We start from the raw sequence: 14986 nt of genomic DNA, 5'->3' as shown, positions 1-14986 counted from the left end.
TTGCCCAACCGTGTATTTCAGTCCAGGGTCCGGGGCAATTGCAACGTCACCCGCAAGCCCCCCTCACGCAAATTCTGCAAGCTCACTTCACCGCCATGGCTGTGCGCGATGTTACGGGCAATACCCAAGCCCAAACCGTAACCCTGCTGCTGGCCGGCCAGGCGAAAGTGCGGTTCGAAGACCTGTTCCAGGCGCTGTTCCGGCACACCAGGGCCTTCATCGTCGACGTGGAGGATGAACTCTGCGCCATCGTCCTCGATACGCAAATGGGCGTTCTGCCCATACTTCAAGGCATTGTCGATCAGGTTGCCGATGCAGCGCTTGAGCGCCAGCGGCTTGCCCGGATAAGCCGCCACCGCTGCGCCGTCCAAGGTGACCCGGCCGTTACCGTTGGGCGCCACATAAGGCTCCACCAGGCATTCGAGCACATGGTTGAGGTCGACCGGCTGGATGTTCTCGTGGATATCGGTGTCTTTCACACATTGCAGCGCGCCTTTGACCAGCAATTCCAGCTCATCCAGGTCGCGGCCGAACTTGGTTTGCAGGTTCTCATCTTCAAGCAGTTCCACGCGCAGGCGCAGACGGGTAATCGGTGTGCGCAGGTCGTGGGAAATTGCGCTGAACAACTGGCTGCGCTCCGTGAGGTAACGGCTGATGCGTTCGCGCATGGCATTGAACGCGCGGCCCACTTCCACCACCTCACTGCCGCCGCCTTCGGCCACCGGTTCCACATCGGCACCCAGGGACATGTCCCGCGCCGCCCGCGCCAGGCGCTTGAGCGGCCGGCTTTGCCAGTGCACCAGCAGGCCGATGAACAGCAGCAAAAAGCCGCTGGTCAGCACGATAAACCACACCTGCTGGGACGGCAGGCCCTGTTCTTCCAGGCTGGTGTAGGGCTCGGGCAACAGCGAAGCGATGTACAGCCATTCGCCGGGGGCGAGTTCGATCTGGGTGACCAGTACCGGCGGGTTGACGGGTTCCAGGGTCAGCGCGTAATGCGCCCAGGAGCGCGGCAACTCATCCAGTTTCAAGCCGGCGTTGAAGATGCGCAGGTCTTCAGCGCTGACGAACTCCACCGAGATTGGCACGTTGGCGCCCAGGGTCTGGCGCAGGACTTCATCCACGGCCACCAGCACCGCCTGTTTACGAGGGGTTTGCGGCAGCACTTGCATGTCCAGTGGCCGGTCATTGAGGGTCACGACAAAACGGGTGCCGCCCATGCTGCGCAACTGGTCAAGGACCAACGGCCGATAGGCCACCGGCAACGAACGGAAATAACTCACACTGGCGGTCATCGAGTGCGCCAGGCTACGTGCGCTGGTGACCAGGCCTTCGAGCTGGGTGGCACGCAACTGCGAAACCCAGATCACGCTGGACAGCGCCTGGGCGAACAGCACCGCGAGCAAGGTCAGCAGCAACATGCGCCCCAGCAATGAGCGCGGGACCGGGAGGCGCCGGCGACGCTCGGTTAGCAGTTCAGTGGGCATTGCCGGCAACCACGCTGGCTGCCAGTTGATAACCGCTGCCGCGCACGGTGCGGATCAGCCTCGGGGGTTTTTCGGTATCGCGCAGGCGTTGACGCAGGCGGCTGACAGCCATGTCGACGATCCGGTCCAGCGGCATCAGGTCACGGCCACGGGTGGCATTGCCGATGGTGTCACGGTCGAGAATCTGTTGCGGGTGATCGAGAAACAGCTTGAGCAGGGCAAAGTCGGCACCGGAGAGGATCACCTCTTCGCCATCCACGTGGAACAGCCGGTGACTGATCATGTCCAGACGCCATTCATCGAACACCAGCACATCGCCATTTCCGCTGCGCTCCTGGCCGAACTGGCAGCGACGCAACAGGGCTTTGATCCGTGCCTGCAACTCGCGGGGGCTGAACGGCTTGCCGATATAGTCGTCGGCCCCCAGTTCCAGGCCGATCACGCGGTCGGCTTCGTCGGAACTGGCGGTGAGCATGATGATCGGTACCTGCGCCTGGCGCGGGTGCTGGCGAATCCAGCGGCAGAGACTGAAACCGTCTTCGTCCGGCAGCATCACATCGAGGATGACCAGGTCGCACGGTGCCTCGTTCATCGCCTGGCGGAACCCCGCGCCGTCCGGCACGCCACGCACCTGGAAACCGGCGCGACTGAGGTAGGTTTGCAGCAATTCGCGGATTTCCTGGTCGTCATCGACGAGGAGAATCGATTTACTGATTACGCTCACGGGGTCCTCCTTGTTGTTATAGGTGATGCGGATCAGGCAAACGCCTGTTCCAATGCGACGCCAGCCCCGGTCAACCCGGAATACGGCGCGGTCACCAACCACACCGGAATGCCTTTGAAGTAGTCGCTCATGCAGCCTTTGTCACTGAAGCTCTTGGCAAATCCGCTGTTGATGAAAAAGTCGGCAAACCGCGGAATCACCCCACCCACGATATACACACCCCCGCGCCCACCGGTGGTCAGCACATTGTTGCCCGCTACCCGGCCCAGCCAGATGCTGAATTGATCCAACACTTCCATGGCCACTGGGTCGCCGGCCAGGCCCGCCGCCGTGATGGCTTCGGGCGTGTCGAGCACCGGTGTGTGGCCATCGACCGCACAAATCGCCCGGTACAGCCGCGGCAGACCGCCACCGCTCAAGGCGGTTTCGGCGCTGACGTGGCCGATCTCGTTGTATATTTGCTGCCACAGCTGGGTTTCCCGTGGGCTGCTCAGGGGCAGGTCGACGTGGCCGCCCTCTCCTGGCAACGCCGCGTAACGACCTGCGCCGAGGTCCAGCAGGGTACCGACACCCAGGCCGGTGCCCGGACCGATTACCACCGCCGGACGCAACGGTTCCGGCGTGCCTTCGCAGACCACGCGGAATTCGTCGGGTTTAAGGCGAGTCATGCCCAGGGCCATGGCCGAGAAGTCATTCACCAGCAGCAGCTCATCCACTTGCAAGGCCTGGCAAAACGCAGTCTTGCTCAGGCGCCAGTGATTGTTGGTGAATTTAAATTCATCCCCGCTCACCGGCCCGGCGACGGACAGGCACACCGCACCGATGTCGCCGATTTGCAGGCCTTCTTCCTTGAGATAGACCTTGATCGCGTCCTCAGGGCTTTGGTGATCAGCCGTGGCATGCACCCGAATCGAATGCAGTGCCTGATCTCGCCACAACGCAAAACGGGCGTTGGTACCCCCGATGTCACCGACCAGCGCTAGCTTCACTTAAGCGTCTCCAAGGCAGAGGTAAAGGCGCTGGCGCCCTGCTCTGCGGAGCTTGCGGCCAAGCGCATAAATGCAAACAGCTCGCGACCGGCCCCCACGTTATTGCCCAACAGGCCCGTGGCAGGCGTGCGCGCTGCAAATTCTTCGGCGTCCACCTTAAGCTCCAAGGTGCCTTTGACGCCATCGACGCGAATGATATCGCCATCTTTGACCCGTGCCAGTGGCCCGCCGCTCTGGGCTTCGGGGTTGACGTGAATCGCGGCGGGGATCTTACCCGACGCGCCGGACATACGCCCGTCTGTCACCAGTGCGACTTTGAAGCCACGGTCCTGTAACACACCGAGGAACGGCGTCATCTTGTGCAGTTCCGGCATGCCGTTGGAGCGCGGGCCCTGGAAGCGCATGACCGCGACGAAGTCTTTTTCCAGCTGGCCGGCCTTGAACGCATCGGCCAGGTCCTGCTGGTCCTGGAACACCACCGCCGGTGCTTCGACAATCTGGTGCTCCGGGGCAACGGCGGAAACTTTCATCACGCCCCGGCCGAGGTTGCCTTCCATCACACGCAGGCCACCTTCCGGCGAGAACGCGCGCGCCACGGGGCGCAGGATGGTTTCGTCGAGGCTTTCGATCGGGCCGTCGCGCCAGACCAGCTCGCCATCGACCAGGAACGGTTCCTGGACGTAGCGGCTCAGGCCCTTGCCGGCCACGGTATTGACGTCGTCGTGAAGCAGGCCGGCTTCGAGCAGCTCGCGAATCAGGAACGACATGCCGCCCGCCGCCTGGAAGTGGTTGATGTCGGCCTTGCCGTTTGGATACACGTGGGACAGGGTCGGCACCACCTCGGAGAGGTCGGCCATGTCGTCCCAAGTGAGGATGATGCCCGCCGACATGGCGATGGCCGGCATGTGCAGGGTGTGGTTGGTGGAGCCGCCCGTAGCGTTGAGCGCAACGATGGCGTTGACGATGGATTTCTCATCGACGATCTCGCCGATCGGCGTGAAGTTGCCGTTGGCCTTGGTCAGGCGCGTGACCTGGTGCGCGGCTTCGCGGGTCAGGGCGTCACGCAGCGGCGTGTACGGGTTGACGAACGAAGCGCCCGGCAAGTGCAGGCCCATCACTTCCATGAGCAGTTGGTTGGTGTTGGCGGTGCCGTAGAACGTGCAGGTGCCGGGGCTGTGGTAGGACTTCATCTCCGATTCCAGCAGCTCTTCGCGAGTGGCCTTGCCTTCGGCGTAGCGCTGGCGCACGTCGGCCTTCTGCTTGTTGGAGATGCCCGACGGCATCGGCCCGCCGGGTACGAAGATCATCGGCAGGTGGCCGTAGCGCAGCGCGCCCATCATCAGGCCTGGCACGATCTTGTCGCAGATGCCCAGCATCAGCGCGGCGTCGAACATGTTGTGGGACAGCGCTACCGCCGTGGACATGGCGATGACTTCACGGCTGAGCAGGCTCAGCTCCATGCCGGGCTCGCCTTGGGTCACGCCGTCGCACATGGCGGGGGTGCCGCCGGCGAACTGACCGACCGAGCCGACTTCGCGCAGGGCTTTCTTGATCTGTTCAGGAAAATGTTCGTACGGCTGATGCGCCGAGAGCATGTCGTTATATGACGAAACAATTGCCACGTTGGCGGCGTTCATCATGCGCAGGCTATTTTTATCTTCGGTGCCGCAACCGGCCACGCCATGGGCGAAGTTGGCGCATTGCAGCTTGCCGCGCATCGGACCGTCGCTGGCTGCGCCGCGAATGAGCGCAAGGTAAGCTTCACGAGTGGCGCGGCTGCGGGCGATAAGCCGTTCGGTGACCTCAAGGACGCGGGGATGCATGTGTAGAACTCCAGGCTAACGGATGTGGCGACCTGAGTGTCTATGCTGATCAAACGCCCGCAGCTCATGGGATGGCAGAGAGTCGTTTGGATCATCGGACCAGTTGATTCAGGTCACTCGTTGTAGATTGAACAAAATATTGCCACTAAAAAGGCTTGTTTTCTATTTTTATGCGAATAATCTTGTAATTCTTACAACAAATCGACGACAGGCACTTTCCAATGACTCTTCGTATCGCAATCAATGGTTTTGGCCGTATCGGCCGTAATGTCCTGCGCGCACTGTATACCCAAGGCTATCGCCAGGATTTGCAGATCGTCGCCATCAATGATTTGGGCGACAGCTCGATCAACGCCCACCTGCTTAAATACGACACCGTGCATGGCACTTTCGATGCAGAGGTCGCCCACGATCAGGAAAGCCTGACCGTCAATGGTGACCGGATTGCCGTCAGTGCCATTCGCAACCCGGCCGACCTGCCGTGGGCGGCGCACAAGGTCGACGTGGTGTTCGAATGCACCGGCCTGTTCACCGACCGTGACAAGGCTGCCGCCCATATTAGCGCCGGTGCACGCAAGGTGATCATCTCCGCCCCCGCCAAAGGCGCGGACGCGACCGTGGTCTACGGCGTGAACCACGACATCCTGCGTCAATCCCACCAGATCATCTCCAACGCGTCGTGCACCACCAACTGCCTGGCGCCGGTTGCCCAGGTGCTGCACCGTGAGCTGGGCATCGAAAGCGGCTTGATGACCACGATTCATGCCTACACCAACGACCAGAACCTGACCGACGTCTACCACACCGACCCGTACCGCGCGCGCTCGGCCACCCAGAACATGATCCCGAGCAAGACCGGCGCTGCCGAAGCGGTCGGCCTTGTACTGCCGGAACTGGCAGGCAAGCTGACCGGCATGGCCGTGCGTGTGCCGGTGATCAACGTGTCGCTGGTGGACCTCACCGTGCAGCTGAAGAAAGAAGCCACTGCCGATGAAGTCAACGCGCTGCTCAAAGAAGCCAGCCAACACTCGAAGATCCTCGGCTATAACACCCTGCCGCTGGTTTCCAGTGACTTCAACCACAACCCGCTGTCGTCGATCTTCGACGCCAACCACACCAAGGTCAGCGGCAAGTTGCTGAAAGTACTGGCCTGGTATGACAACGAGTGGGGCTTCTCGAACCGCATGTTGGATAACTGCCTGGCGCTGTGCAACGCCGAATAATGCGGTCCTGTGGGAGGGGCCAGTCGAATCGTCGCACTGCCCTCCCCCCACATTTGTTCTATGTAGACCCAGAGAAATAGCCACTTGCCATTTGAGTTGATGATAAGCATTATCATTAACTGCAAATCGGTCTGGTATCACTGTGAGCCAATCTCGCTTCAACCAAGTCTTTCTCACCCAACGGGTGATTCTGCTACGCACCTTGCAGCGGATGGTGAATAACCACAGCACCGCCGAGGACCTGTTGCAGGAAACCTACTTGCGCGTCACCCGAGCCCTCAGCGAGCGGCCGATCGATCACCTCGAACCCTTCGTCTACCAAACCGCGCGTAACCTGGCGCTGGATCACTTGCGTTCGCGCAGGATTCAGGCGCGCACGCTGCAGGAAGATGTACCGCTGGACATCCTGCAAAGCGTCGCCGCCCCCACCAGCACCCCCGAAGACGCAACCCAGGCCGAGCAATTGCTTGAGCACCTGAGCATCAGCCTCGGCCAGTTGAGCGCGCGCCAGCAGCAGATTTTCATCCTCAGCCGCCTGCACGGTTGCAGTTACCAGGAGATCGCCGATCAGTTGGACGTGTCCTTGAGCACCGTGCAAAAGGAACTGAAACTGATCATGGCTATTTGCGTAGGTGTGGCCGAAAGACTGGATCAGCCTTAAGCTTCAGCCGACAGAAGAGTGGACCCAAGCTGTAGGAAAGATGAATAGAACGTGGCGAAGACCCGAGGAACACCGTGACGGACCCGAATAAACTGCGCCCCCATGAGCTGGCTCATGAGGTGTTGCAAGACACGGCTATGGACCAAGCCCTCGACTGGCTGATCGCCTTGCAGTGCCCAGCGCCTGGGCAGCAGGCCGAGTTTGAAGCCTGGCTGGCCCAAGACCCCGCTCACGTCCACGCCTTCGGCAAGGCCCAGGCCGCTTGGGGTGGCGCGCCGGTGCACAGCGCCGCCGTCGCCCTGGCCGCGCCGCGCAAGCCCAGCGGCTGGCGCCGGATCAAGCCGCACTGGAAGCCGCTGGCCACCGCCGCCGTGCTGTTGATCGGCCTGTTCAGCTTCAGCAACCTGCCGGTGCGCCTGCAAGCCGACCATCTCACGGTGGTGGGCGAACGCCAGCGCCTGCAATTGGACGATGGATCGAAAGTGTTGCTGAACACCAATTCGGCGTTTTCCAGCAGCATCAAGGACCACCAGCGCATCGCCCGCCTGTACCAGGGCGAAGCCTTTTTCGAAATCATGCCCGGCCATGGCCTGCCCCTGGAAATCGACGCCGGCCCCGTGCGCGCCAGCGTGCGGGATACCGCCTTCGCCGTGCGCTACCTCAACGGCGAAGCCCAGGTGCAGGTGCAGCGCGGCGATGTCGACCTGAGCAACACCGTCGACGATGCCCGCGTACGCCTGAGCGCGGGCGAAAGCATCCGCATCGGGCCCAAGGGCTTTGGCCAACCGGCCAGGCTGGATGCCAACAAGGATCTGGCCTGGGTCCAAGGCCGGCTGATTTTCGAAAACTGCCCGATGAGCGAAGTGCTCGCCGAGCTGCGTCGTTACTACCCCGGCTGGATCGTCAACACCAACGACAAGCTCGCCAGCGTTGCCGTCACCGGCAATTACCGCCTCGACCAACCCCTGGATGTGGTGCGCTCCCTGGCCCACATCACCTCAGCGAAGTTGTCGGAATACCCCGCGCTGGTCATCCTCAACTAAATGAGAATTATTTTTACTCGATAGCCCTCGACGGTACGTCTCGTCTTAGCCAATGCAACTGATTCCTATTTGGTTCGGTTCGCAACTATAAGATTCGTACCTTCCGGAGCGCTCTCGATGTCCTCTCGTTTCAACCGCCGGTCCTCCTCGCCCGTGCTGTCGTTGCTGACCGCCGCCATCCTGCTGGCCGGTTCACCAGTGATGACCGCGACGGCCGCCGAACCTGCCGCCCGCAGCCACGGCAACTACAGTTTCAGCATCGAGCAACAGCCGCTGGTCTCGGCGCTGAACGCCTTTACCAGCGTAACCGGCTGGCAAGTCGGCCTGCCCGCCGAGCTGGGCCAGGGCGTGTCGTCCCCTGGCGTGCGCGGCGCACTGTCGCCGGAGAAAGCCCTGGACCGGCTGTTGGTGGGGACCAACCTGAGCTACCGCAAGCTGGGCAATAACAACATCGTCCTGGAAAAGCGCACAGCGGGCAGCACCCTCAACCTGCAACAGGTGACCATCAGCGCCACCCGTAACGAACAGGATGTGAACAGCGTACCGAGCACCGTCAGCGTGCAGGATCGCCAAGAGCTGGACCGCCAGAACGTCAACAACATCCGCGAACTGGTGCGCTACGAGCCCGGCGTCTCGGTGGGCGGCGCTGGCACCCGTGCCGGCAATGCCGGGTTCAACATCCGCGGTATCGACGGCGACCGTATCCTCACCCAGGTGGACGGTGTGGAAGTGCCCGACAACTTCTTCAACGGCCCCTACGCCAAGACCCGCCGCAACTACGTCGACCCGGAGATCGTCAAGCGCGTCGAGATCCTGCGCGGCCCAGCCTCGGCGCTGTACGGCAGCAGCGCCATCGGCGGCGCCGTGAGTTACTTCACCCTCGACCCGGACGACATCATCAAGCCCGGCCAGGACGTCGGCGCACGCCTGAAGACCGGCTACAGCTCCGCCGATGACAGCTGGCTCACCTCCGGCACCGTCGCCGGCCGCGTGCAGGACTTCGACGGTTTACTGCACCTGAGCCAGCGCAATGGCCATGAGACCGAGTCCTACGACGGCAACAACGCCACCGGCCTGGCCCGTACCGGCGCCAACCCCGAGGATGCGCGCACCACCAACGTGCTGGCCAAGCTCGGCTGGAACTATGGCAATGACAACCGCTTGGGCCTGACCTATGAAAAGTACAAGGATGATCGCGACGTCAACCTGAAGAACGCGGTGGGCGGCCCGTTCATCGGCGGCCGAGGCTTCAACCTCTACCGAGATCGTCGTGGTAACGACACCATTACCCGTGAACGTTTCGGCCTGGAAAACAGCTTCGCCCTTGAGTCGCCGATTGCCGACCGGATCAAGACCAGCCTCAATTACCAGATCGCCAAGACCGACCAGACCACTGCCGAGATCTATCAGTCAGGTCGTCGTGTCCTGCGCACCCGCGACACGCTGTACCAGGAAAAACAGTGGATTTTCGATGCCCAGTTGGACAAAGCGTTCAGCCTCGGTGAAACCGATCACCAAGTGACCTATGGCACCACCCTCAAGCAGCAGAAAGTCACAGGCTCGCGCGAGGGCGGCGCGACCTGTGTGGCCGTCGGCAGTGGCTGCACCGCCATCGGCGCGCCCAGCCCGATTGCCACTGACAGCGTGAAGAAGTCCAGCGACTTCCCCGACCCGACCATCAACACGTATTCGCTGTTCGCACAGGACCAGATCACCTGGGACAAATGGACCTTCCTGCCCGCCGTGCGCTACGACTACACCCAGCTCAAACCCAAGCTGACCCAGGAGTTCCTCAACACCGTCAACCCGACAGGTGCGGACCCGGTGAGCGACAGGGAAAAAACCTGGCACCGTGTGACCCCCAAGTTCGGCCTGACTTACGCCCTGACGGATCAATACACCTGGTTCGGCCAATATGCCGAAGGTTTCCGTACGCCATCGGCCAAGGCGCTGTACGGCCGCTTCGAAAACCTGAACCTGGGCTACACCGTCGAGCCGAACCCCGACCTCAAGCCAGAAACCAGCAAAGGCATCGAAACCGGGATTCGCGGCAAGTTCGACGAAGGCTCCTTCGAGATCGCCGTGTTTTACAACAAGTACCGCGACTTTATCGACGAAGACAACGCCGTCGTCGGCGGCACCGTTGAACAGTTCCAGGCCGTCAATATCAAGCGCGCCACCATCAAGGGGGCCGAAGCCAAAGGCCGCCTGAACCTGGATCCATTCGGCGCCCCGCAAGGCCTCTACACCCAGGGTTCGGTGTCCTATGCCTACGGCCGCAACGACGATAACGGCGAGCCGCTGAACAGCGTCAACCCGCTCAAGGGCGTCTTCGGCCTGGGCTACGACCAGGACAACTACGGTGGCCTGTTGAGCTGGACCCTGGTGAAAAAGCAGGATCGCGTCGACAGCACTACCTTCCACGCGCCGGACGGCGACACCAGCGGGCCCTTCAAGACCCCAGGGTTCGGTGTTATCGACCTGACCGCCTTCTACAAAGTCACCAACGACGTGACCATCAACGGCGGCCTCTACAACCTCACCGACAAGAAGTACTGGAACTGGGATGACGTGCGCAGCTACGACAGTGTCGGCGAAGCCGCTGTGACCGGACCGGCCAACCTCGACCGCCTGACCCAGCCGGGCCGCAACTTTGCGATCAACGTGATCTGGGACATCTGACAAAGCTTCCCTCACCTCGCGAAATTTCAGCGGCGAGGTGAGGATTTTTTACTGTGCCGCGTCTTCTTGTTCGTCTAGTTGATAACAGCTCTCTTTAAGGGCAACAAGGCGCTCCCCTTCTCAAGGACTTTTTCATGACCGCTTCTCCTACCGCAGAACGCCCAAGCCTGCGCTCCCAGCGCCTGAACCAAATCACCCACGAGCCGCACACCAAGCTGGATGCACTGGTCAAGGCCCACGCCCCGTTCGAAACCCAGGCCAACTTCGCGCGTTTCGTGGTGGCGCAGTACCTGTTCCAGTCGGAACTGGTGCCCCTGTACAACGATGCCGAACTGATCAAGATCGTGCCTGACCTGGCCGAACGGTGCCGCGCCGAAGCCGCCAGGCTGGACCTGGCAGACCTGGATACCGAAGTGCCTGCCCCGGTCGCGGGCGCACTGAAGAACCCGAGCAAGGCCGAAGCCCTGGGCTGGTTGTTCGTATCCGAAGGTTCCAAACTGGGCGCTGCGTTCCTGATCAAGCGCGCGGTAGGCCTGGGCCTGAGCGAAACCTTCGGTGCCCGCCACCTGGGTGAGCCCGCCGGTGGTCGCGCCGAAGGCTGGAAAAGCTTCACCCGCACCCTCGACGCCCTGGAGTTGAGCGCCGAAGAAGAAGCCGCAGCGGAAAAAGGCGCGGTGGATGCGTTTGTGCGCTTCACCGTGCTGCTGGAACAGGCGTACGCTAGCGCCCCTGAACTGGCCTGATCGCCCACATTGAAATGCAATCAACTGTGGGAGGGGGCTTGCCCCCGATGGCGGTGGGTCAGTGACCTATTTGTTGACTGATGCACTGCCATCGGGGGCAAGCCCCCTCCCACATTTTGATCGCATTTAAGTTCGGACTTTTTGTAAACTTTCCTCCAAGAAAAGCTTCACCATGACCGGCAAACCCCAATCCACCTCGAAAATCGCACAGATCCTCTTCGGCCTGCTGGCCTACGTCAGCCTGGGCATCGGGCTGGTGGCGATTGTGGTGCCGGGTTTGCCCACCACCGAATTCATCCTCCTGGCCGCCTGGGCCGCGACCAAAAGTTCGCCGCGCCTCAGTGCCTGGTTGGAAAACCACCGCCTGTTCGGACCGATCCTGTTCAACTGGCGCAACGGCAGGATCATCGCGCGTCGGGCCAAGGTCAGCGCCACCGTGAGCATGCTGCTGTGCGCCATCCTGATGCTGCTAATGCTCGACCACGGCTGGCCGATCTACCTGGCGATTGCCGGGATGAGCCTGGGCAACCTGTGGATCTGGTCACGCCCCGAACGACTCGCACAGCCCGTGTGACGCTGGCTGTAGGTGTTTTCCTACCGCCCATCGCCTCTCTCTCATGAATTGATTTGTTACGCCGATGTTTCAGACATAGCGCTGAATGGACTTGGCCCTGGATTGCATGCATTTCCACACGCCCATTCGCGAGTGAACCTATGTTCGATACCCTCTCCATACGTTTGAAAATCGTACTGCTGTCCGGGCTATGTCTGCTGGGCGTAATAGCGTTGATCATCAGCATCAACCTTTACGAAACCGACCAGAACGACCATCTGATCAGCGATTCAAGCTCGCGAATGCTCACCAGCAGCGTGCAGAACCTGCTGCAAGCCAAGGCAGCGGAGCAAGCCGTGCTGCTGCAGAAAACCTTTGGCGAAAATCTTACCGTGATCACGGCCATCGCCGATCAGGTCAAAGACCTGCGCAACCTGGCCACCAAGCGCTCGCTGGACCCCGGCGCCTTGCGTGAAGAACTCAACCAGAGCCTGAAAACCACCTTCGAACGCAACAGCAAAGTGCTGGGCATCTGGCTGGCGTTCGAGCCCAATGGCCTGGACGGCAAGGACAGCGAGTTCGCCAATGACAAGTCCCGCGCGTCCAACGAAAAAGGCCGTTTCTCCAGCTACTGGAACCGCGTCGGAGGTGAAGCGTTGAACACCATCATGGTCGAGGAAGACCTGACCAAGACCACGCTCAACCTCAGCGGAACGCCCTACAACATTTGGTACACCTGCCCCCGGGACACCCGAAGCACCTGCCTGCTGGACCCATATGAAGACACAGTGACCGGCACACCGGTACTGATGACCACCATCTCCTTGCCGATGATCGTGGACGGTAAAGTCATCGGCGTGGTCGGTGTCGATATCGCCCTCAACACCCTGCAAGCCAGCACGGACGCCGCGCAAAAAGAGTTGTTCAACGGCGCTGCACACCTGGAGATCATTTCCAGCAACGGCCTGATTGCTGCCTACAGTGGCGAGCCCGCCAAGGTTGGGAAAAACCTGGTCGACACCCTCGGTGCAGAAGGCAAGGAGATCGTGCAACTGCTCGCCAGTGGCAGCTATGTCAACCGCGAACAAGGCGACACCATCTACGCGGTTTACCCGGTCAAGCCCATCGCCGATGCCAAAGCCTGGGGTGTAGTGATCAAACTGCCCAAACACGTGATGCTTGCCGACAGCATGAAACTTCAAGGCGTGCTCGACGCAGCCCAAGCCAGCGGCACCCTCAAGGCCCTGCTGGTCGGTGCCGCTGCCGGCCTGCTCGGTTTGCTGCTGATCTGGCTCACCGCCACCGGTGTGACTCGTCCGATCAACAGCGTCGCCGCCATGCTCAAGGACATCGCCAGCGGCGACGGCGACCTCACCCAGCGCCTGGCCTACGCCAAGAAGGATGAGCTGGGCGAATTGGTGAACTGGTTCAACCGTTTCCTCGACAAGCTGCAACCGACCATCGCCCAGATCAAGCAAAGCATCACCGAAGCGCGTGGCACGGCTGACCAGTCCTCGGCCATCGCGCGCCAGACCAGCGAAGGCATGCAGGTGCAGTTCCGCGAAATCGACCAGGTGGCCACGGCGTCCAACGAAATGAGCGCCACCGCCCACGAGGTCGCCAACAGTGCCTCCAATGCCGCCAGCGCGGCACGCGGCGCCGACCAGTCGGCGCGTGAAGGCATGTCGATCATCGAACAGAGCACCCGCGACATCACCACCCTCGCCGAAGAAGTCAGCAAGGCCGTGGGCGAAGTCGAAGCCCTGGCGGTCAACAGCGAACAAATCGGTTCAGTCCTGGAAGTGATCCGCAGCATTGCCGAGCAGACCAACCTGCTGGCGCTCAACGCAGCAATTGAAGCCGCACGCGCCGGGGAAAGCGGCCGGGGATTTGCGGTGGTGGCCGACGAAGTGCGCAACCTGGCCAAGCGCACCCAGGACTCGGTGGAGGAAATCCGCCTGGTGATCGAACGCATCCAGAGCGGTACCCGAGGGGTGGTGGCGACCATGCACTCCAGCCAAAGCCAGGCCCAGAGCAATGCCGGGCAGATCCATCAAGCCGTACAGGCCTTGGGCAAGATCAGTGACGCAGTGACGGTGATCAGCGACATGAACCTGCAAATCGCCAGCGCCGCCGAGCAGCAAAGTGCCGTGGCCGAAGAGGTCAACCGCAACGTCTCGGCGATCCGCACCGTGACCGAAACCCTCACCGGCCAGGCCACCGAGTCGGCGGCCATCAGCAGCCAGCTCAATGCCTTGGCCAGCCAGCAGATGAAACTCATGGATCAGTTCAAGGTTTAACAAACACCACAGGACCCATGTGGGAGGGGGCTTGCCCCCGATAGCGATGTGTCAGCTACAGATGAGGTGACTGACACACTGCAATCGGGGGCAAGCCCCCTCCCACATTGTCAAAGACCGGGCCAGGCCTTCACAAACGCCGCCACATCTTCCTTCGGCGCCGTACGCGGCGGGTTCTGCGGTGTACCCAAATAAAGGAAGCCAATCACTTCCTCATCCGCGGTCAGCCCCAGGCCTTTGGCGACGTGGGCCGAGTAGGACAACTCACCCGTGCGCCACACCGCACCAATCCCCTGGGCATAGGCCGCCAGCAGAATGCCGTGGGCCGCGCAGGCGGCTGCCAGCCGTTGTTCGGATTTGGGCACCTTGAAGTGCTCCTGCAGACGGGCAATAACCACCACCACCAGCGGCGCACGCAACGGGCCGTTCTGGGCCTTGTCGATGGCAGCTTGCGGGGCATCGGGGTCTTGCAGGCGGGCGGCTTCGGCCAGCAGCGTGCCCATCTGCTCACGGGCGGCACCTTCCACGGTGAGGAAACGCCAAGGGCGCAGTTGGCCGTGATCAGGCGCACGCATGGCCGCGGCGAACAGCACATCGCGCTGCTCCTGGGTCGGTGCCGGTTCCAGCAAACGCGGCACGGAAACACGGTTGAGCAAAGCGTCGAGAGCCTGCATTGGCCACCTCCAGAAAAAAATGTGCGGTCATTCTAGCGGGAATGAATCGGGATGCCACCAAACGATAATTGCTCTTATTCAATC

At 61.5% G+C, this 14986-nt stretch carries 12 protein-coding genes and 1 pseudogene; 8 read left to right on the top strand and 5 right to left on the bottom strand.

What is annotated here, in order from left to right:
• Positions 1-17 precede the first annotated feature (17 nt).
• From M2397_RS10660 to edd, 4 genes are read right to left on the bottom strand one after another with little or no spacing between them, the layout of a single operon-like run.
• Positions 18-1487, bottom strand: a complete 1470-nt coding sequence (locus tag M2397_RS10660) for an ATP-binding protein (RefSeq protein WP_259242997.1) — start codon at positions 1485-1487, stop codon at positions 18-20.
• On the bottom strand, positions 1477-2211 hold the full coding sequence (locus M2397_RS10655; RefSeq protein ID WP_024077192.1) for a response regulator: 735 nt from the start codon (positions 2209-2211) through the stop codon (positions 1477-1479). Before M2397_RS10655 ends, M2397_RS10660 begins: the two co-directional genes overlap by 11 nt.
• A gap of 32 nt (positions 2212-2243) precedes the next feature.
• On the bottom strand, positions 2244-3200 hold the full coding sequence (locus tag M2397_RS10650) for a glucokinase (protein WP_259242993.1): 957 nt from the start codon (positions 3198-3200) through the stop codon (positions 2244-2246).
• Positions 3197-5023 (bottom strand): phosphogluconate dehydratase, encoded by a 1827-nt coding sequence (gene edd / locus M2397_RS10645; RefSeq protein ID WP_167655115.1) that lies wholly within the window; start codon positions 5021-5023, stop codon positions 3197-3199. Before edd ends, M2397_RS10650 begins: the two co-directional genes overlap by 4 nt.
• A gap of 221 nt (positions 5024-5244) precedes the next feature.
• Between edd and gap the strand changes: the two genes are divergently transcribed.
• The 8 genes and pseudogenes from gap to M2397_RS30500 all read left to right on the top strand — a co-directional run bounded on the left by gap (position 5245) and on the right by M2397_RS30500 (position 14228).
• A complete protein-coding gene (gene gap, locus M2397_RS10640; RefSeq protein WP_184743969.1) occupies positions 5245-6246 on the top strand; it encodes a type I glyceraldehyde-3-phosphate dehydrogenase in 1002 nt (333 codons plus the stop codon).
• Positions 6247-6388: 142 nt separating this feature from the next.
• Complete coding sequence (locus M2397_RS10635; RefSeq protein WP_131697924.1) at positions 6389-6907, top strand: RNA polymerase sigma factor; 519 nt, start codon at positions 6389-6391, stop codon at positions 6905-6907.
• Positions 6908-6981: 74 nt separating this feature from the next.
• Positions 6982-7950 carry a FecR domain-containing protein gene (locus M2397_RS10630; protein ID WP_259242976.1) on the top strand — a complete coding sequence of 323 codons (969 nt, stop codon included), beginning with the start codon at positions 6982-6984 and terminating at the stop codon, positions 7948-7950.
• A gap of 117 nt (positions 7951-8067) precedes the next feature.
• Entirely contained in the window at positions 8068-10632 is a 2565-nt protein-coding gene (locus M2397_RS10625) for a TonB-dependent receptor (protein WP_259242974.1), read from the top strand.
• 134 nt (positions 10633-10766) lie between these two features.
• Positions 10767-11375, top strand: a complete 609-nt coding sequence (locus M2397_RS10620; RefSeq protein WP_131697927.1) for a biliverdin-producing heme oxygenase — start codon at positions 10767-10769, stop codon at positions 11373-11375.
• Positions 11376-11547: 172 nt separating this feature from the next.
• Positions 11548-11949, top strand: a complete 402-nt coding sequence (locus M2397_RS10615) for a YbaN family protein (protein WP_145337846.1) — start codon at positions 11548-11550, stop codon at positions 11947-11949.
• A gap of 140 nt (positions 11950-12089) precedes the next feature.
• Positions 12090-13322: pseudogene (locus M2397_RS30505) on the top strand (chemotaxis protein); the annotation flags it as partial.
• A 150-nt stretch (positions 13323-13472) separates the two neighbouring features.
• On the top strand, positions 13473-14228 hold the full coding sequence (locus M2397_RS30500; protein WP_371929146.1) for a methyl-accepting chemotaxis protein: 756 nt from the start codon (positions 13473-13475) through the stop codon (positions 14226-14228).
• A 110-nt stretch (positions 14229-14338) separates the two neighbouring features.
• Here M2397_RS30500 and M2397_RS10605 read toward each other — a convergent pair whose 3' ends face one another.
• Positions 14339-14902: an NAD(P)H nitroreductase gene (locus tag M2397_RS10605; RefSeq protein WP_259242969.1), complete on the bottom strand. Its 564-nt coding sequence runs from the start codon at positions 14900-14902 to the stop codon at positions 14339-14341.
• Positions 14903-14986: the final 84 nt, after the last annotated feature.

This window comes from Pseudomonas sp. BIGb0381, from assembly GCF_024809815.1.
Classification (GTDB): Bacteria; Pseudomonadota; Gammaproteobacteria; order Pseudomonadales; family Pseudomonadaceae; genus Aquipseudomonas.
This window is presented reverse-complemented; position numbering and strand designations above follow the sequence as displayed.

Excerpts from the sequence above, each read along its gene's own strand:
- M2397_RS10660 (WP_259242997.1), bottom strand. The coding sequence starts at position 1,487 with ATGCCCACTGAACTGCTAACCGAGCGTCGCCGGCGCCTCCCGGTCCCG.
- edd (WP_167655115.1), bottom strand. The coding sequence starts at position 5,023 with ATGCATCCCCGCGTCCTTGAGGTCACCGAACGGCTTATCGCCCGCAGC.
- gap (WP_184743969.1), top strand. The coding sequence starts at position 5,245 with ATGACTCTTCGTATCGCAATCAATGGTTTTGGCCGTATCGGCCGTAAT.
- M2397_RS10625 (WP_259242974.1), top strand. The coding sequence starts at position 8,068 with ATGTCCTCTCGTTTCAACCGCCGGTCCTCCTCGCCCGTGCTGTCGTTG.
- M2397_RS10620 (WP_131697927.1), top strand. The coding sequence starts at position 10,767 with ATGACCGCTTCTCCTACCGCAGAACGCCCAAGCCTGCGCTCCCAGCGC.
- M2397_RS10615 (WP_145337846.1), top strand. The coding sequence starts at position 11,548 with ATGACCGGCAAACCCCAATCCACCTCGAAAATCGCACAGATCCTCTTC.
- M2397_RS30500 (WP_371929146.1), top strand. The coding sequence starts at position 13,473 with ATGCAGGTGCAGTTCCGCGAAATCGACCAGGTGGCCACGGCGTCCAAC.
- M2397_RS10605 (WP_259242969.1), bottom strand. The coding sequence starts at position 14,902 with ATGCAGGCTCTCGACGCTTTGCTCAACCGTGTTTCCGTGCCGCGTTTG.